Annotated in this window: 21 protein-coding genes; 16 read left to right on the top strand and 5 right to left on the bottom strand. The window is 71.6% G+C overall.

The window, feature by feature from the left end; genetic code table 11:
* Positions 1-22 precede the first annotated feature (22 nt).
* On the top strand, positions 23-3,865 hold the full coding sequence (locus AB0N80_RS00430; RefSeq protein WP_363576889.1) for a glycoside hydrolase: 3,843 nt from the start codon (positions 23-25) through the stop codon (positions 3,863-3,865).
* A 94-nt stretch (positions 3,866-3,959) separates the two neighbouring features.
* Here the strand turns inward: AB0N80_RS00430 and AB0N80_RS00425 are convergent, their stop codons facing one another.
* From AB0N80_RS00425 to AB0N80_RS00415, 3 genes are read right to left on the bottom strand one after another with little or no spacing between them, the layout of a single operon-like run.
* Entirely contained in the window at positions 3,960-5,552 is a 1,593-nt protein-coding gene (locus AB0N80_RS00425; RefSeq protein ID WP_363576887.1) for an acyltransferase, read from the bottom strand.
* The gene (locus tag AB0N80_RS00420; protein ID WP_315994487.1) at positions 5,549-6,649 is read right to left on the bottom strand and encodes a substrate-binding domain-containing protein; all 1,101 of its coding nucleotides are present in this window, start codon (positions 6,647-6,649) and stop codon (positions 5,549-5,551) included. The genes AB0N80_RS00425 and AB0N80_RS00420 overlap by 4 nt, the downstream gene beginning before the upstream one ends.
* Entirely contained in the window at positions 6,646-8,568 is a 1,923-nt protein-coding gene (locus AB0N80_RS00415) for a heparinase II/III family protein (protein ID WP_363576885.1), read from the bottom strand. Before AB0N80_RS00415 ends, AB0N80_RS00420 begins: the two co-directional genes overlap by 4 nt.
* 150 nt (positions 8,569-8,718) lie before the next feature.
* Between AB0N80_RS00415 and AB0N80_RS00410 the strand changes: the two genes are divergently transcribed.
* From AB0N80_RS00410 to AB0N80_RS00355, 12 genes are all read left to right on the top strand, one after another.
* Positions 8,719-10,737, top strand: a complete 2,019-nt coding sequence (locus AB0N80_RS00410; protein ID WP_363576883.1) for a DUF2264 domain-containing protein — start codon at positions 8,719-8,721, stop codon at positions 10,735-10,737.
* Positions 10,734-12,035, top strand: coding sequence for an extracellular solute-binding protein (locus tag AB0N80_RS00405; protein ID WP_363576881.1), 1,302 nt, complete (start codon positions 10,734-10,736; stop codon positions 12,033-12,035). The genes AB0N80_RS00410 and AB0N80_RS00405 overlap by 4 nt, the downstream gene beginning before the upstream one ends.
* A gap of 65 nt (positions 12,036-12,100) precedes the next feature.
* A complete protein-coding gene (locus AB0N80_RS00400) occupies positions 12,101-13,039 on the top strand; it encodes a sugar ABC transporter permease (RefSeq protein ID WP_363576879.1) in 939 nt (312 codons plus the stop codon).
* Positions 13,039-13,953, top strand: a complete 915-nt coding sequence (locus AB0N80_RS00395) for a carbohydrate ABC transporter permease (RefSeq protein ID WP_315994492.1) — start codon at positions 13,039-13,041, stop codon at positions 13,951-13,953. Before AB0N80_RS00400 ends, AB0N80_RS00395 begins: the two co-directional genes overlap by 1 nt.
* Positions 13,954-13,955: 2 nt before the next feature.
* A complete protein-coding gene (locus AB0N80_RS00390) occupies positions 13,956-14,630 on the top strand; it encodes a DUF624 domain-containing protein (RefSeq protein WP_363576877.1) in 675 nt (224 codons plus the stop codon).
* A 20-nt stretch (positions 14,631-14,650) separates the two neighbouring features.
* The gene (locus AB0N80_RS00385; RefSeq protein WP_315994494.1) at positions 14,651-15,847 is read left to right on the top strand and encodes a glycoside hydrolase family 88 protein; all 1,197 of its coding nucleotides are present in this window, start codon (positions 14,651-14,653) and stop codon (positions 15,845-15,847) included.
* Positions 15,848-15,882: 35 nt separating this feature from the next.
* A complete protein-coding gene (locus AB0N80_RS00380; protein ID WP_363576874.1) occupies positions 15,883-16,692 on the top strand; it encodes a fumarylacetoacetate hydrolase family protein in 810 nt (269 codons plus the stop codon).
* Positions 16,689-17,453: a 2-dehydro-3-deoxy-D-gluconate 5-dehydrogenase KduD gene (gene kduD / locus AB0N80_RS00375; RefSeq protein ID WP_363576872.1), complete on the top strand. Its 765-nt coding sequence runs from the start codon at positions 16,689-16,691 to the stop codon at positions 17,451-17,453. The genes AB0N80_RS00380 and kduD overlap by 4 nt, the downstream gene beginning before the upstream one ends.
* Before the next feature lie 129 nt (positions 17,454-17,582).
* On the top strand, positions 17,583-18,425 hold the full coding sequence (kduI, locus tag AB0N80_RS00370) for a 5-dehydro-4-deoxy-D-glucuronate isomerase (RefSeq protein WP_363576870.1): 843 nt from the start codon (positions 17,583-17,585) through the stop codon (positions 18,423-18,425).
* Complete coding sequence (locus AB0N80_RS00365) at positions 18,425-19,366, top strand: sugar kinase (RefSeq protein ID WP_363576868.1); 942 nt, start codon at positions 18,425-18,427, stop codon at positions 19,364-19,366. The genes kduI and AB0N80_RS00365 overlap by 1 nt, the downstream gene beginning before the upstream one ends.
* Positions 19,363-19,983 (top strand): bifunctional 4-hydroxy-2-oxoglutarate aldolase/2-dehydro-3-deoxy-phosphogluconate aldolase, encoded by a 621-nt coding sequence (locus AB0N80_RS00360; protein ID WP_315994499.1) that lies wholly within the window; start codon positions 19,363-19,365, stop codon positions 19,981-19,983. Before AB0N80_RS00365 ends, AB0N80_RS00360 begins: the two co-directional genes overlap by 4 nt.
* Positions 19,984-20,136: 153 nt before the next feature.
* On the top strand, positions 20,137-21,183 hold the full coding sequence (locus tag AB0N80_RS00355; protein ID WP_363576866.1) for an NAD(P)-dependent alcohol dehydrogenase: 1,047 nt from the start codon (positions 20,137-20,139) through the stop codon (positions 21,181-21,183).
* 359 nt (positions 21,184-21,542) lie between these two features.
* Here the strand turns inward: AB0N80_RS00355 and pgm are convergent, their stop codons facing one another.
* Positions 21,543-23,189 carry a phosphoglucomutase (alpha-D-glucose-1,6-bisphosphate-dependent) gene (gene pgm, locus AB0N80_RS00350; protein WP_363389241.1) on the bottom strand — a complete coding sequence of 549 codons (1,647 nt, stop codon included), beginning with the start codon at positions 23,187-23,189 and terminating at the stop codon, positions 21,543-21,545.
* Between the two features lie 128 nt (positions 23,190-23,317).
* Here pgm and pheA point away from each other — a divergent pair, with 128 nt between their 5' ends.
* A complete protein-coding gene (gene pheA / locus AB0N80_RS00345; protein WP_315994502.1) occupies positions 23,318-24,280 on the top strand; it encodes a prephenate dehydratase in 963 nt (320 codons plus the stop codon).
* A gap of 155 nt (positions 24,281-24,435) precedes the next feature.
* Here pheA and AB0N80_RS00340 read toward each other — a convergent pair whose 3' ends face one another.
* On the bottom strand, positions 24,436-25,503 hold the full coding sequence (locus AB0N80_RS00340) for an LLM class flavin-dependent oxidoreductase (protein WP_363576864.1): 1,068 nt from the start codon (positions 25,501-25,503) through the stop codon (positions 24,436-24,438).
* 77 nt (positions 25,504-25,580) lie between these two features.
* Between AB0N80_RS00340 and AB0N80_RS00335 the strand changes: the two genes are divergently transcribed.
* On the top strand, positions 25,581-25,850 hold the full coding sequence (locus AB0N80_RS00335) for a hypothetical protein (protein WP_363389248.1): 270 nt from the start codon (positions 25,581-25,583) through the stop codon (positions 25,848-25,850).
* Positions 25,851-25,971: 121 nt separating this feature from the next.
* Positions 25,972-26,397: an Asp23/Gls24 family envelope stress response protein gene (locus AB0N80_RS00330; protein WP_315994505.1), complete on the top strand. Its 426-nt coding sequence runs from the start codon at positions 25,972-25,974 to the stop codon at positions 26,395-26,397.
* The last annotated feature ends 174 nt before the right edge of the window (positions 26,398-26,571 follow it).

Below are 26,571 nucleotides of genomic sequence, written 5' to 3'. Positions count from 1 at the left end.
GAAGTCAGCTCGACTGTTGTCGATGACCTGCGCTGTCGCCCTGGCTGCCGGCGGGATCGCGGCCACCACCGTGGCCCCCGCCGCCTCGGCCGCTGCCGCGCCCCCCTCCGCCGTGCGGATCACGCCCAACCCCGCGTCCGCGGCGGAGCCGTTCGAGGGCTGGGGCACGAGCCTGGTGTGGTTCGCGAACGCCACCGGCAACTACCCGGCCGATGTGCGCCAGAAGCTCTTCGACGCGGTGTTCGGCGAGGACGGCCTGAACCTCAACATCGCCCGGTACAACATCGGGGGCGGCAACGCCTCCGACGTGCCCGCGTACCTGCGCCCCGGAGGCGCCGTGCCCGGGTTCTGGAACCCCGACCTGACGGCGAGCGACGCCCAGGGGGCCATCACCTCCGACTACGCCGACCGCGCGCGGTACAAGGCCGCGTGGAACCCCGACGACCCGAACGCCTACGACTTCGACGCGGACTCCGCGCAGCGCTGGTGGCTCGACGCGCTCAAGGACAAGGTCACCCACTGGGAGGCCTTCAGCAACTCTCCGCCGTACTTCCTCACGCAGAGCGGCTACGTCTCCGGCGGCATCAACAACGCCACCAGCGAGCAGCTCGCTCCGGCCGACATGGACAAGTTCGCCGGCTATCTCGTCAACGTCGTCGACGAGCTCGAGAAGACCCACGGCATCCACTTCGACACGATCGACCCGTTCAACGAGCCCAACACGAACTACTGGCAGACCCAGATCCCGAACGGGGCGAAATGGCCCACCGGTGGTCGCCAGGAGGGCGCGCACATCGGCCCCCAGGCGCAGGACGCCATGGTGAAGGCACTCTCCGCGCGGCTCGCTCAGCCGAGCACGACGACGGATGCCGTCATCTCGGCGATGGACGAGACCAACCCCGGGATCTTCGCGTCGAACTGGAACGCCTGGTCGGCGCAGTCGAAGAGCCTCGTCGACCAGCTCAACGTGCACACCTACGGCACGAGCGGGCGCCAGGTGGTGCGTGACATCGCCAAGGCCGCGGACAAGCCCCTGTGGATGAGCGAGGTCGAGGGCAACTGGACCGCCGGGGGATTCACGACCAACGACATCACCAACGGCATCGGCATGGCCGAGCACATCGTCGGTGACCTCCGCGAGCTCGAGCCGAGCGCGTGGGTGTTCTGGCAGCCGGTCGAAGACCTCTACAACATGCAGAAGGTCGAGAACCTCAACTGGGGGAGCGTCTACATCGACTTCGACTGCAACGCCGAGGGCAAGTCGCTCCGCCGCATCGCCGACGGCGAGGCGGACCCGTCGTGCAAGGTCCTGACCAACGAGAAGTACAACACCGTCCGCAACTTCACCCACTACATCCACCCGGGCGATCGCCTGATGTCGACCGACAACGCGCAGTCCACCGCGGCGATCGACGCCGACGGGCAGGGGGCGACGATCGTGCACGTCAACTCCGACGCATCGGAGAAGACCGTGCAGATCGACCTGAGCGACTTCGCGACGATCGCTCCCGGCGCCACGGTCACCCCCGTCGTGACGACGCAGTCGACGGCGGCGCAGCCCACCGTCAACGCGCTGAAGGAGGGCGCGAAGGTGGCCGTCGACCCGACCACGCGCACGGCGACCGTCACGGTGCCGGCGAAGTCGGTCACGACCTTCGTCATCGACGGTGTCTCCGGCATCTCCGCCGATGCGGCGGCGTTCCGCGGCGGCCAGACGGTGCAGATCACGGGCCTGCAGAGCGGCCTCGCCCTGGACGCGTCCTCGGGTCTCGCGATCCGCGCCACCGCGACCACGGCCGAAGCGGCGCGGGCGCAGTCCTGGACCGTGCGCACCATCGACGGCGAGGGCACGAACCGCCACCGCTTCACCCTCCAGAACGGAACCGGGAAGTTCCTCGCCTCCCGCACCGGCGGCACCGCCCTCGTCGACTCCGACCCGGCCGCAGCCGCAGGCGATCCTTCGACGCAGTGGATGGCCTCGACGACCGACGGCCAGTACTACTCGCTGCTGAACGTCGCGAGCGAACGCGTGCTCGACGTCAACCAGGCCAGCACCACCCCCGGGGCGACCGTGGGTCTGTGGACGAGCAACGGCGGCGGCAATCAGCAGTGGAAGATCGCCGGTACCACCGTCGTCGGCACCGACCCGGTGTCGGCGGCCACGGCGGTGGGCGTGACCCCGACGCTTCCCGCGACCGTGACGGTCCGCTACGCCGGCGGCATCCAGCGCACCGCCGCGGTCACCTGGCAGCTCGACGACGTCGACGTGTCGAAGCCCGGAACCGTGTCGGTCCGGGGAACCGGCACCGACCTGTTCGGCGGCGCGTTCGAGGCGACGGCCACCGTCGAGGTCGGTCCCTACACGGCCACTCGTCCGGCATCGGTCACCGTGGCGGCGGGCAGCGCGGTCTCGGCGGTGCGGAGCCTGACCGACACCACGGTCGAGGCGGAACTGCATCCCTCGGGCTCCGGCTTCGCACTCCCTGTCGAGTGGGACTGGGACGGCGTGACGGATTCCGCGCTCGCGCAGCCGGGCACCGTCACGGTGCCGGGTGTGGCGACCGGCCCGGCGGGCGAGCGTCTGGAGGCGACGCTGACGGTGATCGTCACCGCCGCGTCGGAGCGCAACGTCGCCCCGCAGAGCGCGCCCTCGGCGACGTACACCGAGTCGGGCTACCCCGTCGCCAACACCATCAACGGCATCACGACCGACAAGGGCTGGTCGAACTGGCGCGGCGGTTCGAAGAACACGCAGGACACCCTGAGCTACGTCCTCGCCCAGCGCGAGACCCTCAGCCGGGTGTCGGTGCAGTTCTTCAAGGACGGCACGACCCTCAGCTGGCCCACGACCCTGCGCGTCGACCACCGCGTGAGCGGAGGCGAGTGGGTGCAGGGTGACGAGGTCGCCGTTCCGAGCCCGTCCAGTGGCGCCCCGAAGGTCGACGTTCCCGTCACGGGTGCGGCCGACGAGGTACGCGTCATCCTGAACGCGCGCCCGCAGACGCACATGATCGTCTCGGAGGTCGAGATCAACGCCGTCTCGGCGTCGCCCGCCGGTGTCGCCGATCTCGCACGCCTCACCGTCGGTGACGCTCCGGTGGAGGGCTTCGCGCCCGGCACCCTCGCCTACACCGTTTCGTCCACCGGAGCGGCGTGGCCGACCCTGCACGCCCTGGCCGTCGACCAGGATGCATCGGTCGAGATCACCCCGCCCGGTGACGCCGATGGCGTGGGCACCGTTCGGGTGACCGCACCCGACGGGACCACGCGCTCGTACACGGTGACCGTCAACCGCGCCGTCGGCATCGGCACCCCCGTCGTGACCGGCGAGGCGCGCGTCGGCTCGACCGTCCGGGCCACGGCCGCGACCGATCCGGCGGATGCCGTGCTCTCGTTCGCCTGGCTGCGCGACGGTGCGGTGATCGACGGGGCCACGGCCGACGCGTACGTACTGACCGCCGCCGACGAGGGCCGCGAGATCTCCGTGGAGGTCACGGCCTCCGCGCAGGGCTTCACCGCCGCGTCCGCGCGCTCGGCGTCGATCGTGCCGGAGGCGGCACCGGTCGACCCGGGCACGGGTACCGACCCGGGCACGGGGACCGGCCCGGGTGCCGGTACCGATCCCGGAACGGGTGCCGGTGGCGGTTCCGGAACGGGTGCCGGTGGCGGTTCCGGTTCGCCCGCCGGCTCCGGCTCGTCGTCGGGTTCCGGCTCGACGGCGGGTGGCTCCTCGAGCGGGCTCGCGAACACGGGCATGCACGCCGAGGGCGTCGCCGTCACGGGTGCGGGTGCGGTGCTGCTGCTCCTGCTCGGCGGGGTGCTGCTGTGGCGCCGCCGTCGCGGAGCCGGCTCCACCGAGAGCTGACCCCGAGAACACGCGGCCGCGTCGTTCGCCCTCGAGCGAGCGGCGCGGCCGCGCCACTCCCACGCTGGTCACCCGGCCTCGGGATGGGACGCGGTCAGCGTGGAGCGGGCCCCGGGCGGTGCACGCCCCGCGGGCGATAGCGCAGCGCATCCGAGCACTCGAGCAGATCGGCGAGGTACCAGACGATCGCTAGCCACATCTCGGTGCCCTGCAGGCCGGGTTCGCCGGCATCCAGCTGGAAGGAGAGGCCCGCACCCGCGTGCCATCCGGTGAGGGCGTGCCGCAGCAGATCGTCGGCGAGGGTGCGCACCTCGTCGCGGCGGTAGCCGGTCGAGCGGGTGAGCCACAGCGGGTGCGCGATGTCGAGCACGGTGCAGGCGTCGCGACGGTCGCGGCGCATCCACCTGTCATCGCGCGCGTGCCGCAGCACCGTGTCGATCACGGCCTCGGGGTGCGGGACGTCGAGCCCGACCTGGGCGAGCGTGCCGCGGGCGGCACGGTAGAAGCCGTTGACGAGCAATCGGAGGTCGCCCCCGACGCCGGGGCGGCCCCACATGCCCGTGCCCGGGTCGGCGCGGAGGGCGAGCCACCCGAACAGCGCCTCGGCGACCCCCGGGGGGATGGCATCCTGCCGTCGGCCGCTCCAGTGCAGGGCCGTGCCGATCGCGTCGACGTGGTGTCCCGCGCGCCAGGGGTCGGTGTCCCACGGCAGGGCGTCGAGCCGTGCGATCAGGCCCGCCGCGTCCGCGTCGACGACGTCGGCGAGGGGGTGGGCGAACCGGCCGCCCAGGAGGTCGAGGGCGTACCCGGCGCTGAGCACGCCGTACGCCGCGTCGGGGTCATCCCACAGCGTGGCCGCGTCGGTCGTGAGACCGGTCGCGGGGCGCTGCTGCGCGGCGATCACCTCGATCCATCCGGCGCGGTCGTCGCCCGGGGGAGGCGCGTCGTGCAGCAGGGCGGAGAGCTCGACGGCGTCGCACACTGCGCGCAGGGTCGGGGCGGCGTCGGGGCGATCGCGGAAGCCCCCGTCGACCGCGACGCGGCCCAGCACCGCGGGAAGTTCGTCGCGCGCGCGATCGGCGAAGGCGGTGAGGTCGTCGCGCCGCGAGTCGCCGGCCCGCTCGGGCGGGACGCGCCAGCGCAGGAGGCGGGCCGGGTTGCCGCCCACGATCGCTCCGGCGGCGACGTCCTTCGTCACCACGGCTCCCGCCGCCAGCACCGCGTGATCGCCGACCGTGACGCCGTCGAGAACGACGACGTGCGAGCCGATCCACACGTCGGACCCGATGCGCACGCCCCGAGAGGTCAGGGGCTGGCGGAACACCTCGGTGCCCGGTTCGAACGAGTGGTTGAAGCCGATGATCGAGGTGTGGGCGCCGACCCGGACCGCGTCGCCGAGACGTACGTCACCGCGCACGACGGCGTACGGGTTGATCGAGCAGTCCGCCCCGATGGCGACCGTGCCGGTGAGGTACGCGCCGGCGGCGACGTAGGAGCGGTCGCCGATCGCGAAGGCCTCGGGATCGAGGCCGGCGTGCTCCGAGAGGAAGACGTCATCGCCGACGCGCCAGTCGGGATGCGCCGACGTCAGCGCGGCGAGGTGCGCCCGAGCGCGCTCCCGCTCCTCGGGAGGGGCCTCGGTCGCGAACGTCCACGGCGAGAAGTCGCGCGCCGAGGGCGTGCTCACGATCGCGGGGCGGCCGTCGAGGCGCGCACATTCAGGCGCGGGCTGAGCTGCACGCGATGCACCGGCCGGTCGGGCTGGGCGATGCGCCGGGCGAGTAGTTCTACTGCGGCTTCGCCGACGCTCGCGCGCGGTGGACTGACCGCGGTGAGGGCGGGAGTGAACAGCTGGGCGACCTCGTCGTCGTACGCGATGATCGACAGGTCGTCGGGCACCGAGATCCCCCGTGTCAACGCGAGATCGACGAAGGCCATCGCTTCGGGGTCGGAGTGCACGAGCAGGGCCGTGACGCCGGTGGCGAGCGCCGAGTCGAGGGTCGCGTTGACCACATCGGAGAAGTCGGGGCTCGTGCGGTCGGGCAGTGTCTGCTCGAAGTGGTCGGCGGGGGTGAGGGCGAGCTCCTCGCACGCGGTCTGCCAGCCCGCCGCGATCTTGCGGGAGGTGGGGGAATGGCGCGAGAGGATCAGCCCCACCTTGCGGTGGCCGAGGGTCGCGAGGTGCCGGGCCGCGAGCAGGGCCCCGAGCGCGTGGTCGGTCGTCACCGACTCCATCGGGATGCCGCCCGCCCCGGGCACGGCGTCGCGTTCGACGAGGACGCTCGGCACGGGGCAGTCGGCCAGCCAGCGCATGACGTCGCCGGCGTGGGCGGTGTCGGTGTTCGGCGCGACGATCAGCCCGCGGACGTCGCCGCTCGCGACGAGGCGGTCGAGCACGGGACGTTCGTCCTGCAGCTCGTACGAGGCTCCGCGCAGCAGCGTCGTGTAGCCGAGGCGTTGCGCCGCCGTCTCCATCCCCCGCACGACCCCCGGCCAGTAGTAGGCGAGAGAGGGGACGAGGACGGCGATCGATCCGGCCTGCGTCTCGTCGGCGGAGGGCTCGGGGCGCGCCGGTGTGCTCTCTCCGGCCACGGCCCCGCCGTGCACCCGACGCAGCACCCCCTCCTTCTCGAGCTGGGCGAGGTCGCGGCGCAACGTCACCGTGGCGACCCCCAGGTCTTCGGTGAGCTGTGAGATGCGCACGGCGCCGTCGCTGTGCAGCGTGCTCAGGATGTGGGCGCGGCGTTCCGCGGCCAGGGGCTGATGCCCGGTGGTGTCGGTCATGGGAGGTCCTCGATCGGTGTGTCCAGTTCTACCGTGAGCCGGAGCTGTGTGCGGGATGCCAGGGGAAGGGCGAGGCGCGTGAGTCGCTCGCCCCACACCTCGGTGAGCATCGGATCGTCGAGGTCCCGCACCTCCTCGGTCGCCTCGACGTCACTCGGCCATCGCAGACGGACCGGGCGTGCTCCCCCGATCGGAGTGACGCGCGCACCGCCCGATTCGAGCCGGACAGCGCCCGCGACGAGCACGTGGAGCACCGTGTCGGTGCCGGTGGGAGCGCCGTCGGCGAAGACCCATGCGTCGGCGATCTCGACGCGATGCTGCGTGCGATCGAGCGTCGCGCGCCGCCGCCACGACGCGAGGCCGGCTTCGGGGTAGGCGTCTGCGAGCTCGAGCGAGAACGTCGTCCGCGCGTCGCCGATCTCGGCCGCGGCACCGCGCGCAGCGGCATCCCTCCCCGCCGGTTGCGTGCGCCCGCGCACGACGGGCACGTTGTGCCATCCGCTCTGCATGGTCCAGATGTCGTAGCGGTCGGGGCCGAAGGTGGCGGCGGTGTAGGTGGGTCGACCGGCGTCGACGATCACCGGCACGCCGTCGACGGCGACAAGGAACGAGCCGACGTCGTTGTGGTTGTGGTGCTCGGCGTTGTGGCCGCCCTTCGCGACCAGCGCGAGGCCGGCGGAGGAGCCTTCCGCCTCGCGCGCGAGCACCACTTCGGTCGAGGGCAGCCACACGTCGCGCGGAAGGGGAGGGGCGCCGGCGGCGGCCGTCACCCAGGCGGCATCAATAAGACCGCGCAGCAGCCGGCCGAGGCCCTCGCGCTCCGTCGCGGCGGGTGATCCCGGATGCCGGTGGCTTTCGGCCAGGGCGGCGGCGTCGTCATCGCCATAGCGTCGGGCGGCCCGCTGCAGGGCGTGCCAGGGCTGATCGGCGGGCGGCCGGGCCTGGCCGTCGGCGTGGTTGACGAACCAGTCGCCGCCGAGGTGCGAGCGGTGGGGGAAGGCCACGGTCTCGCGCAGCGAGGCGATGCCCGTCGCGTCGACGGCGCCGGCCGTCGCGTGGGCGAGCACGTCGAGTGCCTCGAGAGCGCGGCACGCTCCGTTCCACCAGTACGCGTACCCCTCGTCGATCGCGCCGTCGGCGGGCAGGGCGGCGACGTACCGGTCGAGTCCCTCGACGGCGAGGCCGACGACCCGGTCGCGCTCCTCGGTCTCGGCGGGGGCGTCGAGCAGGCGCAGGGCGGCGACGACGACGTTGCCGTGGATCCAGGGGTTCCAGTTGTGGACGTCGCCGTCGAGGCCGATCCAGTGCCAGTCGCGTCGTCGCTGGAACGGCTCGAAGACGCGCACGCGCGCCTCGTGGCGGATCCGGGCGCGGATGCCGGGGGCACGGTCGTCGAGGGCGGCTCCGAGGAGGTGGTCGATCCACGCGAGTTGAGCCACGGCCTCGCCCGCGCCGAGGTCGACGAACGGGTCCGTCACGGTCGCGAGGACCGACCCGTGCACCCGTCGGGTGTCGTCGTGGGCGGGCCAGCACCACGAGCTCTGCTCGCACAGCAGCACCACGCCGTCCACGACCTCGTCGATCGCGTCGTCGTCGAGGGTGACCGCCGCAGCCACCGCGGCGCGGCTGAGGCGCCGTTGGCGCGCGAAGGCGGCGTCCTCCCATGCGGTGCGGTCGCCGTCTCGGTGGACGCGCGCCGCGTCGCTCGCGCGGGGCTGCGGCCATGGCGTGGCGCGCTCGGCGTGGGCGCGGGTCAGGATCCGGTCCGCGGCGGCCCCGTCGACCGTGCCGCGCTCGCGGTCCCAGACGGCGCGGACGTATGCCGGCGGGACGGGGAGGGCGTCATCGGGGGTGACCAGTTCGGCGCTCTCGACGACCGCGGCGAGCGGGCCGCGGAACGCGGCGGTGGGGAACGGCATCGGTCTCCTTCAAGCGGGGTGCATCGCTTAAACGATCATAAACGATCATTAGGATTCAGAAAAGATGTTGCTGTGTTGTTTTCTGATTGATACGCTCGCACTCGTTCACCCCATGGCTCGGGTGGACGGACGGCCTTCGAAGGAGAACCCGTGGCGACTTCCGCTCTTCCCCGCCTCGCCGGTGGGCAGCGCAGCGACTGGCTCGCCGTCGCCGACGCCCTGCTCGATGCGGCGTTGCGGCACGCGAGCCCCGGGCGCGGGCGCATCGTGTTCCCGGGCGCCGAGGGGGGCTACGGTGCGGCCGTCGACGGCCTCGAGGGCTTCGCCCGCGTCTTCCTCCTCGCCGGGTTCCGCATCGCCGGGGCGCGCGGGCAGGACGTCGACGAGCTCATCGCCTTCTTCGCCGAGGGCGTGCGGACAGGGGTCGACCCCGACGCGGCCGACCGGTGGGTGCGGATGGACGAGCACGCGCAGGCCAAGGTGGAAGCCGCGTCGCTCGCCCTCGCCCTCGATCTGACGCGGGAGTGGATCTGGGACACCCTCGACGCACGCACGAGAGATCGAGTCATCGCCTACCTTGCCCCGGTCGTGGGCGACGAGACCTACCCGCAGACGAACTGGGTGTGGTTCCGCATCGTCGTGCAGACGTTCCTCCGCTCGGTCGGCGGGCCCTGGTCGGCCGCCGACATCGTCGCAGATCTTGCCCGCCACGATTCCTTCGTCCGCGAGGACGGATGGCTCTCCGACGGCGACGAGCGCGCCTTCGACCACTATGTCGGCTGGGCGTTGCACGTCTACCCCGTGCTCTGGCCCCGCATGACGGGGGCGGCCGACCTGGCCGGCGAGCGTCGGGCGCTCGACGTCGCACGGCTGGACCGGTTCCTCCTCGATGCGGTGCACCTCGTCGGAAGCGACGGATCGCCCCTGCTGCAGGGCCGCAGCCTCATCTACCGCTTCGCCGCCGCAGCGCCGTTCTGGGCGGGGGCCGTCGCGGGCGTCCCGTCGCTCGGCGCGGGGCGTCTGCGTCACGCGGCCGGTGCGATCGTCGACCACTTCGTCGCCCGTGGCGCACCCGACGGCGACCACCTGCTGACGCTCGGATGGCACCACGAGTGGCCGGCTCTCGCTCAGTCGTACTCCGGTCCCGGATCGCCCTACTGGGCGGTCAAGGGACTGATGGGCATCATGCTCCCCGCCGATCACGACGTCTGGGCGGCTCCCGACGAGCCCCTGCCGATCTCTGAGGCCGACGACCTCCGCGCCGTCGTCGCCGCGGGCTGGATCGTGTCGGCCACGCGCGCCGACGGCATCGTGCGCGTCATCAACCACGGCACCGACAAGGCACGCCCCGGAACGCGCACGGCGGACTCCCCGCTCTATGCGCGCATCGGCTACTCCACGGCAACGGCCCCGCTGCTCGACGACCTCGCGTGGAGCGACCCGCTCGAGCAGGCCGTCGTCCTCGTCGACGCCGCGGGACGCGCCACGCATCGCACCGCCCTCGAGCCGCTCGGCGCGACGGTGCACGAGGGCGTCGGCGTCGCCGCGTCGGCATCCGACGTGCACCTCATCGACGTCACCCCCACGACGCACCGCCACGGTGCCGGCCTCGCGGGCGCGGCGCAGTCCCTCGGGCGGATGACGGTGACCTCGCTCGCGCGGGGCGCGTGGGAGGTGCGCATCGCGCGACTCGATCACGTCGCTCCGGGCGTCGACCTCGACGCGCTGCGCGTGCGGATGGGCGGGTGGGCGCTCGTGGGTGCCGAGCCCGCGCACGCGACCTCGACGGGCGCGGCCGAGGCGCACGCGGACGGCCGGGTGTCCGGCATCCGGGCCCTCACCCCCGAGGCCACCTCGCGCGTGACGGTCCGTCGAGGGGCCAGCCCGCTCGGGGAGACGGCCGCCATCCCCGTCCTGACCTGGGACGCCGCGGTCGGGGTGCCGTTCGCGGCGCTCGTGACCCTGAGGGGCGACACGACCGCCGAGGCGGCCGAGCCGCGGCTCGCGATCGAAGGCGCGGGCGAGGACACCGTCGTCGACGTGACCTGGCCCGACGGCCGGCGCACGCGCACCCCTCTCACAGACTCCGGAGCCCCGCGCGGGGCGCACCGGCACTCTCGGGCCCGAAGCGGTGCCCGGCACGCAATCGCAAAGGAGCAGCACGCATGAAGCGCAAGATCGTCGTCGCGACCGGGGTGGGCATCGTCGCCGCTCTGTCGTTGACCGCCTGCAGCGGCGGATCGTCGGAGGCCCCCGCCCAGAGCGGCCCCGTCACGCTGTCGATGTCGGGGTGGAGCCTCAGCACGACGCCCGAGTTCCAGGCCCTCGCCGACAAGTTCCACGAAGAGAACCCCGACATCACCGTCGAGGTCAAGGAGTACGACTCCGCCAACTACGACACGCTGATGACGGCCGACCTCGCCGCCGGTTCGGGTCCCGACATCGTCACCCAGAAGAACCTCAAGACCTTCATCACCTACCAGGCCGGTGGACAGCTCGCCGACGTCTCCGACGTCGAGCTGCCCGGTGACATCGGCGGGGCGCAGGCGTTCGAGGTCGACGGCGCGACCTGGGCCGTGCCCTACCGCCAGGACTCGTGGGTGCTGTTCTACAACAAGGACCTCTTCACCCAGGCGGGTGTCGCCGAGCCCGACGGCTCGTGGACGTGGGACGACTACGAGAAGGCCGCCGAGCAGCTGACCTCGAAGCTCGGCGCCGCCGGCTCCGCCGCCCTCGGCACCTACCAGCACAGCTGGCAGTCGACCGTCCAGGGCTTCGCGAACGCGCAGTCGCCCGATGTCGACATCCTCTCGGGCGACTACGGCTACCTGAAGCCGTACTACGAGCGTTCGCTCGGCCTGCAGTCAGCCGGCGCGCAGGTGGAGTACAACACCGTCACCGCCAACAAGCTCACCTACCAGGCCGAGTTCGGCAAGCAGCAGGCCGCGATGATGCCCATGGGCACCTGGTACGTCGCGACCCTCATCGCTCAGCAGGCCAAGGGCGAGGCGGACCCGTTCTCGTGGGGCTTCGCCCCGATCCCGCAGTACGACTCCTCCACCACGGGCGAGTCGGAGACCCCCGTCACGTTCGGCGACCCCACCGGCTTCGCGATCAACAAGGCGGCGGATGCCACGAAGCTCGCCGCCGCGAAGAAGTTCCTCGCCTTCGCTGCCGGCGAGGAAGGCGCGCAGGTGCTCGCGGGCCTGGGCATCACGCCGGCGCTGACGAGCTCGAGCGTCGCCGACACGTACTTCGCCGTCGCCGGGGCGCCCACCGACGAGCTGTCGAAGTTCGCCTGGTCGACGCACGAGACCAAGCCGGAGAACCCCACCTCGGCGAAGACCGCCGCTGTGCAGAACATCCTGCTCGACCTGCACACCGCCGTGATGTCGGGATCGACCTCGATCGACGACGCCATCACCACCGCCGAGAACCGCGTCAAGAGCGAGGTCGGCGTCGGCTGACCCCGCAGGTCGGTGACCGGCCCGGATCCCTCCGGGCCGGTCACCCCTCACGATCTGGAGACACCATGGCGACCATCGCCGACACGCGCCCCCGGGCGTCGAAGACCGAGCCGAGCCGGCCCCGCCGCCGCTCGCGTCTGACGCTGCGCAGCACCCTCATCGGGTGGAGCTTCATCCTCCCCAACTTCCTGGGCTTCGCGGCCCTGACGCTCGTCCCCGTCGTCGTGCTGTTCTACATGTCGATGACGAACTGGAACGTCTTCGGTTCGTCGGCGTTCGTCGGCATCGCCAACTTCCAACGGCTCATCGGCGACGGCAGCTTCCGCATCGCTCTGCTGAACACGCTCTACTACGCGGCGCTGCACATCCCGCTGACGATGATCGTCGCGTTGGGCCTCGCCCTGCTGCTGAACAACAAGCTGCGCGGGGTGGCGTTCTTCCGCACCGCGGCCTTCTTCCCCTACATCACCTCGATCGTGGCGATCGCGGTGGTGTGGAACCTGCTCTTCAGCCCCGCGTACGGGCCCATCAACGAGATCCTTCGCTTCTTCGGCCTGCAGAACCCGCCGGGATGGCTCACCTCCTCGGAATGGGCGATGCCCGCCGTCGTCATCATCAGCACGTGGCGCGACATGGGCTACTACATGATCCTGTTCCTCGCCGGGCTCCAGACCGTGCCCCGCGAGCTGCATGAGGCGGCCCGCGTCGACGGCGCCAACGTCTGGCAGCGCTTCGTGAACGTCACCCTGCCGTGCCTGCGTCCGACCACGTTCTTCGTGACCGTGATGCTCACGATCAACTCGTTCAAGATCTTCGACCTCATCCTCGTCATGACGCAGGGCGGCCCCGGGCAGTCGACGCTCGTGCTGTCGCAGTTCATCTACCAGAAGGGCTTCCAGGAGAACCAGTTCGGCTACGCCTCGGCGGCATCCATCGTGCTGTTCCTCCTGTGCATCGTCGTGACGCTCGTGCAGTTCTTCATCAACAAGAAGCGGGACGCCTGATGACCGATCTCCTCGTTCCCGACGCCACCCGCACGCTCGTCACCGCGGGGGCCACGCCGCCGCGCCGTCGACCCGTCGCCGGTGCCCACCCCGCCCGCCGCGTGGGACGCATCGTCGGCTACGCCGTGATGATCGTCGCGGCCGCGGCCCTCCTGCTGCCGTTCTTCTGGATGATCATGAGCTCGCTCAAGACGCCGAACGACGTCTTCAGCGCCCCCGTGAAGTGGTTCCCCGAGACGTGGGTGTGGAGCAACTACATCGACATCTGGACGCAGTCCGGCATGCTCACGTGGATCCGCAACACGCTGCTCCTGGCCGTGGTGGTCACTTTCCTGCAGGTGCTCACCGGCTCCTTCGCCGCGTACGGGTTCTCGCGGATGCGCTTCCCGGGCCGCGATGTGCTGTTCCTCGTCTACATCGGGACCATCGCCGTCCCGTGGCAGTCGTACATGATCCCGCAGTTCATCCTGCTGTCGAACCTGAAGGTGTCGAACACGCTCTGGGCGATCATCCTCATCCAGGCCTTCGGCGCGTTCGGGGTGTTCCTGATGAAGCAGTACTACGACACGATCCCCGAAGACCTCTCCGAAGCCGCCCGCCTCGACGGGCTCAGCGAGTACGGGATCTGGGCGCGGATCATGCTGCCGCTGTCGGTCCCCGCGATCGCGAGCCTCACGCTGCTGACGTTCGTGAACACCTGGAACGACTACCTCGGACCCCTCATCTATCTGCGCAACCCCGACCTCTGGACCATCCAGCTGGGGCTGCAGAGCTTCGTCAGCACGCTGTACGACGCCAACTACGCCCTGCTGTTCGCGGGTCTGACGATGTCGGTCGTGCCGATCGCGATCGTGTTCCTCTTCGGACAGAAGTACTTCGTCGAGGGCATCGCGACGAGCGGGATGAAGGGCTGATCATGCGCCGCATCTCCCACGACACCTACGCGAGCGTGTTCTCGACGGTCTACCTCGGGCTCATGGTGAACGTCCTCCTGCTCGTCACCTGCGCGCCGCTGGTGCTCCTGCTGCTCACCACCGATCCCGCGCAGACGTGGCCGCTCCTGCTCATCGCCCTGCCGCTGTGCGCCCCCGCGCTCGCCGGCGCCCTCACCGCCTTCCGTGCGCACGGGATGGGCGAGGGGCGGGTCGTCCGCGCCTTCTTCGCAGGCTGGCGGCGGACGCTGCGCAAGGCGCTCGTCGTCGGTGCGCTGGCGTCGGCCGTCCTCGCGATCGTGCTCGTCGACGTGCGCGCCGTGTCGGCGGCATCCTGGGCCGTCATCGTCGTGCCGCTGTGCGGCACGGTCGCGCTGCTGGTCGTGGCCACCGCGCCGGTCGCGCTCACCGCGCTGGTCGAGGCTCCGGGGACGCCGCTGCGAGCCCTGCTGTCCACGGCTGCCGTGCTGGCCGTCCGTCGCTGGTACCTGAGCCTGGTCAGCGTGCTGGTGCTGGCGGGTCAGGCCGTGCTGTTCACCACCTCGCCCGCGTTGGCGCTGGGCCTGACCGCCGCGCCCGCCCTCTACCTCGTGTGGGCGAACGCCCGCTTCAGCCTCCGCCCCGTGCTTCCGGCCGACTCCTCGGTCGCCGCCGTCTGAACCGAAGGACTTTCCCCCGCATGACCACTTCCCCTCCGACCGCTGCGGCCGCCGCGCGCGTCGACACCCCTCGAGCCGCCGTCGACCGCGCCCTCGCGCAGGTGTTCGACACCGTCCGTGCGAACATCGAGGCGTTCGGCATCCGTTACCCCGACGACACCACCCGCGCCAACCGCTATCCGCTGCGTCCGGCCGTCCCCGGCTTCGCCGAGGGGGAGAACCGCGGCTGGACGACCAGCTTCTGGCCCGGCATGCAGTGGATCGCGTGGGAGCTGACCGGCGACGAGGCGTTCCGCGACGCCGCCCTGGCGCACGCCGCCGACTTCGGACGCCGCGTGCGTGGGGAACGCGACCTCGACACGCACGACCTGGGCTTCCTCTACACGCTGTCGTGCGTCGCGCCCTGGCGCCTGCTCGGCGACGACGAGGCCCGCGCGAGCGCTCTCGCCGCGGCCGACCACCTCATGACCCGCTACCTGCCCTCGGCGGGGATCATCCAGGCGTGGGGCGACCTCGCCGATCCCGCGCAGCGGGGGCGCACGATCATCGACAGCCTCATGAACATGCCGCTGCTGACGTGGGCGGCCGAGCAGACCGGCGACGCGCGCTACAGCGACGTCGTCGCCCGCCACACGGCCGAGCTGCGGCAGCGCATCCTGCGTCCCGACGGCTCGACCTTCCACACCTTCTACTGGGATGCCGAGACCGGCGAGCCCCTGCGCGGCGCCACCGAGCAGGGCGCCTTCGACGACTCGTGCTGGGCGCGCGGACAGGCGTGGGGCATCTACGGGTTCGCGATGAACCACCGGGCGACCGGCGACGCCGCGCTCCTCGACGCCTCGCGCACCTGCGCCGAGTACTTCCTCGCCCACCTCCCCGCCGACGACGTGCCCTACTGGGACCTCGTCTACGGCGACGACGCCGATGCGCCGCGCGACAGCTCCTCGGGCGCGATCGCCGTGTGCGGGCTGTTCGAGCTCGCCGCGGTCGATCCCGAGGGTGCCGAGCGCTGGCGCGCCGCAGCGGAGAGGATCCTGGCCTCCCTCATCGCGCGGTACACCCCGGAGCGGGCCGAGGACGCCGACACGGTGCTGCTGCACAGCGTGTACGACCTGCCGAAGAACGTCGGCGTCGACGAGGGCACCCTGTGGGGCGACTACTTCTACCTCGAGGCGCTCGCCCGCGCGGCCCGACCCGAGTGGCGGCCCGTGTGGTGAGGCTCGCGCGCGTCGGCGATCGCTCGGCGGCCATCGTGCCGGGCCCTTCGGGCGACCACGTGCTCGACCTCGGCCCGCGCCCCGTCCCCGAGCTGTTCGCCGAGCTCGACGGCATCCGTTCCCTCGTGCAGCGGACGGATGCCGCGACCCTGCCGCGGCTGGATCCCTCGACGCTGCAGGCGCCGGTGGCGCCGCGGACGATGCTCTGCCTCGGCTACAACTACCGCGGGCACGTGCCCGACGGCGTCGACCCCACCGCCGACGACCCGGCCAGTCCCGACGTCTTCGTCAAGACGGCGAACACCTTCGGCGGTCCGAACGACCCCGTGGTGATCCCCGCCGTCGCCGACGACGTCGACTACGAGGGCGAGATCGCCGTCGTGATCGGTCGGCGCGCGCACGCGGTGAGCGTCGACGACGCCCTGTCGTACGTCGCCGGGTACACGCTGCTCAACGACGTCTCCGACCGGTCGTGGCAGCGCAAGCAGAGCCAGTGGGCGCTGGGCAAATGCTTCGACGGCTTCGCCCCGCTGGGGCCGTGGATCGTCACGGCCGACGAGGTCGACCCGCAGAACCTGCTCGTCGAGGTCGTGCGCGACGGCGAGGTCACCGTCTCGCAGTCCACGGCGACGACGATCTTCTCGGTCGCCTTCGTCGTCCATCACCTCAGCCAGGTGCTGACCCTCGACCCGGGCGACGTCATCTCCACCGGCACGCCGCAGAAGCTCCCCGCCGCGCAGGCGGCGCACCGCCCCCTCGCCCCCGGCGACGCGGTGACCGTGCGCGTGGGCGGCCTCGGCGACCTCACCACCCGTTTCATCGCACCGCCGGGAGAGCCCGCATGATCCTCGACACCTTCCGCCTCGACGGCCGCGTCGCCGTCGTCACCGGCTCGAGCCGCGGGCTCGGGCAGGGCGCCGCCCTCGCGCTCGCCGAGGCCGGCGCCGACCTCGTGCTCATCGACCGGGGCGACGCCGCGCACACCGCCGAGCTGGTCCGCGGGCTCGGGCGACGTGTGCACACGATCCACCGCGACTTCGTCTCCGCCTCGCGCGACGAACTCGCCGCCGCGATCGACGAGGCCGCCGAGGTGCTCGGGCGCATCGACATCCTCGTGAACAACGCCGGGACGATCCGTCGCGCCCCCGCCGCCGAGCACGGCGCGCAGGACTGGGACGACGTGCTCGCGGTCAACCTCGACGCGGTCTTCCAACTCTCGCAGGCCGCCGGACGACGCATGATCGCGCAAGGGTGGGGCCGCATCGTCAACGTGGCGTCGATGCTGTCGTTCCAGGGCGGCATCCTCGTTCCGGGTTATGCCGCCAGCAAGCACGCCGTGGCGGGACTCACGAAGGCGCTCGCGAACGAGTGGGCGGCCTCCGGCGTCACCGTCAACGCGATCGCGCCGGGCTACATGGCCACCGACAACACCGCCCCCATCCGCGCCGACGCGGACCGCGAGGCCTCGATCCTCGGCCGCATCCCGGCCGGCCGCTGGGGCACGTCCGCCGACCTCCAGGGGGCGTTCGTGTTCCTGGCCTCCTACGCGGCCGCCTACGTCACCGGGGCCGTGATCCCCGTCGACGGCGGGTGGCTCGTGCGGTGACCTGAGCAGCCGTTCCCGCGCGACACCCCGCCCCGCGCTCGACCCGAGCGCCCCGCCCCGCCGCATCCGGCAACGCCCGGCCGGCCCCCGACCCGCCCGGCTCGCCGGGCTCGACCCCAGGAGAACCGCATGACCGCCTCCATCCCCCAGCGCTACGCCACCCACCCCGAGCAGATCCCGGGCATGACCACCGCGCAGCTGCGCGAGCGTTTCCTCATCGACGACGTGTTCGTCGCCGGAGAGGTGCGGCTGACCTACACGCACCACGACCGCATCGTTCTCGGCGGCGCCGTGCCCGCGGGCTCGGAGCTCGCGCTCACCGGCTACCCCGAGATCCGCAGCGAGTACTTCCTCGAGCACCGCGAGATCGGCATCGTCAACGTCGGTGCGCCCGGCACGGTCACAGCCGACGGCGAGGCGTACGAGCTCGTCACGGGCGCGTGCCTGTATCTCGGCCGAGGCGTTCGCGACGTGGTCTTCGCCGACGCCGCGACGGGCGAGGGGGCGCGGTTCTACCTGTTCTCGGCCCCCGCGCACACGGCGTACCCGTCGGCGCTCGTCTCCCCCGGCGAGGGCACGGTGCGCGAGCTCGGCGACCAGGTCACCAGCAACCGCCGCACCCTCAACCAGTACATCCACGAGAACGGTGTGAAGAGCTGCCAGATCGTCATGGGCGTGACGCAGCTGCATCCCGGGTCGATGTGGAACACCATGCCCGCGCACACCCACGACCGTCGCACCGAGTGCTACCTGTACTTCGACCTCCCCGCCGACGCGCGCGTCGTGCACCTGATGGGCGAGCGCGACGAGACGCGGCACCTCATCGTGGGCGACGAGCAGGCCGTGATCTCGCCGAGCTGGTCGCTGCACTCGGGCGTCGGTACGGCCGCCTACTCCTTCGTGTGGGCCATGGCGGGTGAGAACCAGTCCTTCGACGACATGGATGCCGCCCCCATCACCGACCTGCGCTGATGGTCGCCCCCTCGCCCACGCCCTCGCCCGTGCTCCTCGCCGTCGGCGAGACGATGGCGATGCTCGCGCCCTCCGACGGGGGAGGGGTCGTGGATGCCGCGACCTTCCTCGTCGACGCGGGAGGCGCGGAGTCCAACGTCGCCGCCCACGCGGCGGCGCTCGGGATGACGGCGCGATGGGCGAGCCGCCTCGGACGCGACGCCCTCGGCGACCGTGTGCTGCGGCAGGTCTCGGCGCGCGGGGTCGACACCACGGGCGTGGTGCGCGATGCGCGGTATCCGACCGGGCTCTACATCAAGGACCCCGGACGGGGGGTGCGGTACTACCGGGCCGGGTCCGCCGCCTCGCATCTCGCCCCGACGGATGCCGATTCCCTCGCGCTCGACGACGTCGACGTGCTGCACGTCTCGGGCATCACCGCCGCCCTCTCCGCCTCGGCGCGCGCCTTCCTCGACGCGGCCATCACGCGCGCCCGCGCGGTCGGCGTCGCGGTGAGCTTCGACGTGAACCACCGGGCGGCGCTGTGGCCCGCGGCGGAGGCGGGTGCCGTGCTCGCCGCCCTCGCGGCCCGCGCCGACGTCGTCTTCGTCGGTCGCGATGAGGCCGAGACGCTGTGGGCGACCCCGACCGACGGCGACGTGCGCGCCCTCCTGCCCGCGGTGGCCGAACTCGTCGTCAAAGACGGCGACGTCGGGGCCACTGTCTTCGAGTCGGAGCGGCGCACCTTCGTACCCGCGCTGCGCGTCGAGGTGCTCGATGCGGTCGGGGCCGGTGACGCCTTCGCCGGGGGCTACCTCGCCGCGCGCGCCCGCGGACTCGACGCCTCCGCCCGACTCGCGGCCGGACACGAACGCGCCGCCCTCACCCTCCGCACCTACGGCGACTCGATCCACGACACGGCCGCACTCCCGACCCCGCACCTCGACAGGACCTCCGCATGACGCCTCCCGATGCCACCGCCGCGTGGTTCGACGACACTCTCGCCTCCGCTCCGCTCATGGCGATCCTGCGCGGCATGGGGCGGGAGCGCTCGCTCGCGCTCGCCGCGACGGCGTGGGACCTCGGCATCGACAACGTCGAGGTTCCCCTGCAGACCCCGACCGACGAGGAAGCCCTCCGCGCGGTGTGCGCCGCGGGGGCCGAGCGCGACCGGATCGTCTGCGCCGGAACGATCGTCGACCCCGCCCAGGTGCCGATCGCCGTGGCGGCCGGTGCGCGCTATCTCGTCTCGCCCGGACTCGATCCCGCCGTGGTCGCCGCGGCCCGCTCGCACGGCATCCCGATCCTCCCCGGCGTGGCGACGCCGAGCGAGGTGCAGCTCGCCGTCTCGCTCGGGTTGCGCTGGCTCAAGGCGTTCCCGGCGACGTGGCTCGGGCCGGCGTGGTTCCGCGTGATCCGCGGCCCGTTCCCCGACGTGCGGTTCGTCGCGACCGGCGGCCTCGACGCGGGCAACGTGTCGGACTTCCTGGATGCCGGGGTGCGCGTCGCCGCGGTCGGCTCGGCTCTCGAGGACCCCACGCAGCTGCCGCGCCTGGCCGCTCTGCTCTCGCACGCCTGACCCTCCCCGTCGCGTGAGGTGCCAGGAATCGTCGCTCACCGGGCCCGGCGAGCGACGGTTCCTGGCACTTCGCGCACATCCGTGCAAGCCCGACCCGCGAGGGCGTCGGCGGGAGAAGATTGACCGTCCGCAACGATCCCACCGAGGAGACCCATGCACGTCAACGCCTACGCGGCGTCGTCCGCGACCTCGCCCCTTGAGCCCACGACCATCGAGCGCCGCGACGTCGGCCCGAAGGACGTCCTGATCGACATCGCCTACGCCGGCATCTGCCACTCCGACATCCACACCATCCGCGGCGAGTGGGGCGACGTGCCCTACCCCCTGACCGTCGGCCACGAGATCGTCGGCACGGTCGCCGAGGTCGGCTCCGAGGTGACCAGCCACAAGGTCGGCGACCGCGTCGGCGTCGGCTGCATGGTCAACTCCTGCCGCGAGTGCGAGAACTGCCTCGCCGGTGAGGAGCAGTACTGCGAGAAGGGCAACATCGGCACGTACGGCGCGAAGGACGTCGACGGCACGATCACCCAGGGCGGCTACAGCGAGAAGATCGTCGTCGACGAGCACTTCGTGCTGCGCGTTCCCGAGTCGATCCCCTACGACAAGGCCGCCCCGCTGCTGTGCGCCGGCATCACCACCTACTCGCCGCTGAACCACTGGAACGCCGGCCCCGGCAAGAAGGTCGCCGTCGTCGGCCTCGGCGGTCTCGGCCACATGGCCGTCAAGATCGCCCACGCCATGGGCGCCGAGGTCACCGTTCTCTCGCAGACGCTCAGCAAGAAGGACGACGGCCTGAAGATGGGCGCCGACCACTACTACGCGACGAAGGACGAAGAGACCTTCTCGACGCTCAAGAAGCACTTCGACCTCATCATCAACACCGTCAGCGCCCCGCTCGACCTCAAGCAGTACCTGGGCCTGCTCGCCCTGAACGGCACGATGGTCAACGTCGGTGCCCCGCCGGAGCCGCTGCCGATCCAGGTCTTCACGCTGTTCACGAACCGTCGTTCCTTCGCCGGTTCGTCGATCGGCGGCATCCGCGAGACCCAGGAGATGCTCGACTTCTGCGCCGAGAACGGCATCGCGCCCGAGACCGAGCTCATCTCGGCCGACCAGATCAACGAGGCCTACGAGCGCGTGCTCAAGAGCGACGTGCGCTACCGCTTCGTCATCGACGCGAAGACCTTCGCCCCCGCGTGACCCTCGCGTCCTGAATCCCGGCTCCGGCCCCGGATGCCACGGCCCCGACGCTCTTCGGAGTGCCGGGGCCGCGGCGTTCTCGGGCTTTCCCTTGCCCCGACGTTCTGCTGAGCGCTCGGGGCCGCGGCATCCTCCGCCGTCCCCCTTCCCCCCGCTCCGATAAACGCCATTCCTTCGCGTAAACGCGGTGTCGCACCGTGTCTCGTGAGGAACCGCGTTTATCGGCGTGGGTGGGGCCGTGGCCGTCCGCCTCCGCTCTGCCGCGGCGCCCCGCTCTGCCGGGCCCGTGCGCTGCGCGAGCCCCGGACACACGAAAGCGGCGCCGCCCCGGAGGACGACGCCGCTTCGACGGACGCGGGTCAGGCCTGGCCGAGAGCGGCCGACACGACCGCGCGGGCCTCTTCCTGCACCTCGCGCAGGTGCTCTTCGCCGCGCAGCGACTCGGCATACAGCTTGTAGACGTCTTCGGTGCCGGAGGGACGCGCGGCGAACCACGCCGACTCCGTCTGCACCTTCAGGCCGCCGATCGCGGCGCCGTTGCCGGGCGCGTGCGAGAGCTTCGCGGTGATGGGTTCACCGGCGAGCTCGGTGGCGGTCACGGCATCCGGAGACAGCTTCGACAGGGCCGACTTCTGCGCGGGCGACGCGGGAGCGTCGACGCGCTGGTAGGCCGAGGCGCCGAACTCGGCCTCGAGCTCGGCATAGCGCTGCGAGGGCGTCTTGCCGGTGACGGCGAGGATCTCGGCAGCGAGAAGGCAGAGCAGGATGCCGTCTTTGTCGGTGGTCCACACGGTGCCGTCTTTGCGCAGGAACGACGCACCGGCCGACTCCTCACCGCCGAAGGCGACGGAGCCGTCGAGCAGACCCGGGACGAACCACTTGAAGCCCACCGGCACCTCGAGCAGCGTCTTGCCGAGCGAGGTGGCGACGCGGTCGATGATCATCGACGACACGAGCGTCTTGCCCACCGCGGCATCCGTCGGCCAGCCCTCGCGGTGCGAGAAGAGGTAGTCGATCGCGACGGCGAGGTAGTGGTTGGGGTTCATCAGCCCCGCGTCGGGGGTGACGATGCCGTGCCGGTCGGCGTCGGCGTCGTTGCCCGTGAGGATGTCGTACTCGTCGCGCGCGGCGACGAGCGAGGCCATCGCCGAGGGCGACGAGGGATCCATGCGGATCTTCTCGTCCCAGTCGAGCGTCATGAACTTCCACGTCGGGTCGACCTCGGGGTTCACGACGGTGAGGTCGAGGCCGTAGACCTCGGCGATGAGCGCCCAGTACTCGACCGACGCCCCGCCCAGCGGGTCGGCGCCGATGCGCACGCCGGCGCTCTTGATGGCGTCGACGTCGATGATGGATGCCAGATCCCGAACGTACGCGTCACGGAAGTCGTACTGACCGAGGCCGTCGAGGTCGATGTCGGCGTGACGGGTGCGCTGCACGCCGTCGAGGCCCGCGGCGATGAGCTCGTTCGCGCGGTCGGCGATCCAGCCGGTGGCGTCGGTGTCGGCGGGGCCGCCGTGCGGCGGGTTGTACTTGAAGCCGCCGTCGCGGGGCGGGTTGTGCGAGGGGGTCACGACGATGCCGTCCGCCCGGCCCGGATCGTCGGTCGCACGGTCGCGGTTGTACGTGAGGATCGCGTGGCTGAGCGCCGGGGTGGGCACCCACGCGTCGCGGGAGTCGACGCGCACGTCGACGCCGTTCGCGACCAGCACCTCGATGGCGCTGCGTTCCGCCGGCAGCGACAGGCCGTGCGTGTCGCGACCGAGGAACAGGGGGCCGGTGATGCCTTGCGCCGCGCGGTAGTCGACGATCGCCTGGGTGGTGGCGAGGATGTGGTCCTCGTTGAAGCTGGTGCTCAGCGACGATCCCCGGTGACCGCTCGTGCCGAAGGCGACGCGCTGCTCGGGCACCGCGGCATCCGGCTTGCGGTCGTAGTAGGCGGCGATCAGTTCGTCGATGTCGATGAGATCGGATGCCTCGGCGGGCTGTCCTGCGCGACTGCTCATGCGCCCAGTCTGCCCGCTCCCTCCGACATGCGCACACGCCGTTGCGCATTCACGGCGAATCCGTCGTCGTGCGGCGCCCCCGCCGGCCACGAAGAGAGGCCGTGCGTCGCCGGTCTAGGCTGTACGCCGTGCTGCCCGACACAGAGACCGTGCCCGCCCGCCGTACCTACAGCTACCTGGGACCCGCCGGCACGTTCACCGAAGCCGCGCTCGCGCAGGTCCCCGAGGCCCGCGACCAGGTCTGGCGGCCCGTGCGCAACGTCGGCGAGGCGCTGGCCGACGTCGTCGAGGGGCGCTCGGATGCCGCGATGATCGCGATCGAGAACTCCGTCGACGGCGGAGTGTCGACCGCGCAGGACGCCCTGGCGACGGTCCCGGGTCTGCGCATCGTGGGCGAGTACCTCGTGCCCGTGAACTTCGTGCTCGTGGGACGGCCCGGAGCGACCCTCGCCGATGTGTCGCTCATCGCCGCGCACCCCGTCGCCTACGGGCAGTGCCTCGGCTGGCTGAGCCGGAACGTCCCCGCGCACGCCCACCTTCCCGCCGAGAGCAACGTCGCCAGCGCCCTCGGTGTGCTCGACGGCACGAGCGCCGCAGACGCCGCGATCGCCGCACCCGGCATCGTCGCTCACCACGACCTGACGGTCCTCGCCGAGGGCATCGGCGACAACCCCAACGCCGTCACGCGCTTCGTGCTCGTCAGCCGCACCGTGGCTCCCGCGCCCCCGACCGGCGCCGACAAGACCTCGCTCATCGTCGAGCTCCCCGAAGACCACCCCGGTGCCCTGCTCGAGCTGCTCGAGCAGTTCGCCACCCGGGGCATCAACCTCAGCCTGCTGGCATCCCGGCCCATCGGCGACGCCCTCGGCCGCTACCGCTTCGTCATCGACGCCGACGGCCACGTGCACGACGAGCGCATGGCCGACGCGCTGCTGGGGTTGCGGCGCTTCAGCCCGAAGGTCATCTTCCTGGGCTCGTACGCGCGGGCCGACCGCGCGATCGTCCGCTACCCGCCCCGTTACGGCGACGACGTGTTCGTCGAGGCGCGCGATTGGCTGCGCGGCCTGCTGAGCGGCGAGCCCGAGACCTGAGCGCGCGCGGCGCCCTCGACGGGCTCAGACCGCTCGCGTTTCGCGGGGGTCGCTGAGCCCGAGCCTCCTCGCAGGAGCAAAGGTCCCTGAGCCTATTGGAGGGCCCGGGACCCGCGGTGACTCCGGTGGCTTCGACTGGCTCAGCCACCTCAGCATTATGCCGCGACTGCCGCCGGTGCCGCGATCAGCTCGAGCGTCTGCGCCCGGCCCTCCGACCCCTCGCCGTCGTACGCACCCGCGACCGGCGAGACCATGATCTCGTCGACGCCGTGCTGCGCGGCGAACGCGGCGAGCTGACCCTGCACCTCGGCTCCGGTTCCGACGAACCACTTCTGCCGCGTCGAGGCCATGATCGACTCCGCCATCGCGTCGAACGGATCGGCTTTCGCCTGCTCGACCGTCTCGAGCGGCACGAGCGGCTTGTTCGTGCGCAGGCGCGCCATCATGCGCAGCTGCGGCACGGCCCGCTCTTCGGCCTCGTCGGCCGTGGGCGCCGCCACGACGTTCGCGGTGACGAACGTGCGGGGACCCTCTCCGGACTCGTTGGGCACGAACTGGTCGCGGTACAGGTGCAGCGCCCGGTCCAGCCCCTCGCCGGCGAAGTGGTTCGCGAACACATACGGCAGACCGAACGACGCCGCGAGCTGAGCGGAGTAGTCGCTCGACCCCAGCAGCCACACCTGCGGCACCCCGGATGCCGAGGGCGTGGCCTTCACCTGGTACTCGCTGCCGGAGGTGAAGCGCACGGTCGCTCCGTCGGGGGACGTGAGCGCCATGATGTCGGTGACGTGGTCGGGGAAGCGCGAGACGTCGCTCGTGGTTCCCGAGCGGTTCAGCAACTGCGTGATGACCGGGTCGCTGCCCGGCGCACGGCCGATACCGAGGTCGATGCGGCCGGGGGCGAGCGCCTCGAGCGCCGCGAACTGCTCGGCGACGATGAGCGGCGAGTGATTCGGCAGCATGACGCCGCCCGACCCCACACGGATGCGGCTCGTGCGCGCGGCGGCAGCGGCGATGAGGACCGGGGGAGTGGTGGATGCCACGGAGGGCATGTTGTGGTGCTCGGCGAACCAGTAGCGGCGGTAGCCGAGGCGGTCGGCGCGCTCGACGAGATCGAGGGCCGCGCTCACCGCCTGCGCGCTGGTCTGCCCGTGACGCACGGGCACGAGGTCGAGAACGGAGAGGGAGGGGATCGCGTCGTTCACCCTCAGCTCAACGCGCATCGGGTGGAGCGTATTCCGCTTCCGCGGGCGCGCAACCCCCGTGACCGACGGGCCGGGGCGTTCCTAGGGTGCCGCGCATGAGCGATGAAGTCCCAGTGATGCGCACGGTGATGGCCGTCGACGACGCGACGTTCTCGCTCGCGCCCGGACAGGATGTGGCCGACCTCGAGCGACGGATCGAATCCGCCGTGCATGACGGGGGGCGGTTCGAGCGCTTCACCGTGGCGGGCGACCGAGACGTCCGCGTGTTGTTCACCGCTCACACGCGCGTCGTGCTCTGGGGTGAGGAGACTCCGGGAGAGACGGCGACGATCGAGCCCGTGTCGGTCGAATGGGAAGAGGGCTGAGGAGCCGGCATCCATCCCCAGCTTTCTCCCAGGAAGAATTCCGTGACGAATCCTCTCCGCCGCGCGTCTCACCTATGACATCGCGGGACACACGGTCCCGGAACGACGGAAGGAAGCGAACATGGCTGAGAGCACCACCACCGCCACCCCCACCCCCGCCACGAAGGACGGCGGCTCGACCGTCATCGTCGACGCCGTCGTCGCCAAGGTCGCCGGTATCGCCGCGGCCGAGGTCCCCGGCGTCCACGCCCTCGGTGGCGGCGCCGCCCGCGTGATCGGCAACATCCGCCAGGCCGTCGGCGCGAAGGACCACGCGCAGGGCGTGAGCGTCGAGGTCGGCGAGACCGAGGTCGCCGCCGACATCGCGATCCAGGTCGACTACCCCGAGCAGCTGCAGCGCGTGGCCGCGAACGTGCGTTCGGCCGTGCACCAGGCCATCACCGAGCTCGTGGGCATGAAGGTCGCCGAGATCAACGTGACCGTGGTCGACGTCTTCATCCCGGGAGACGACGACGAGGACGACGCCGACGAGCAGCGCGTCAACTGACATCGGCTTCGAAAGGGGCGTCACCGCGAGGTGGCGCCCCTTTCGCGTGCCAGGATGCCGAACCCGGTCGGTGTGGATCATCCTCACCGCGGTGTTCGGCGTCACCGTCGCCTCCGGGCTACGCGGGCGGGGCGATCCGGCGACGAGCAGGACGAGGCCGGCGGTGGCGACTCG

It is taken from the genome of Microbacterium sp. NPDC089188 (genome assembly GCF_040685155.1).
Classification (GTDB): Bacteria; Actinomycetota; Actinomycetes; order Actinomycetales; family Microbacteriaceae; genus Microbacterium; species Microbacterium galbum.
Note: the sequence above shows the minus strand (reverse complement) of the source record. Positions and strands in the feature narration are given on the sequence as shown.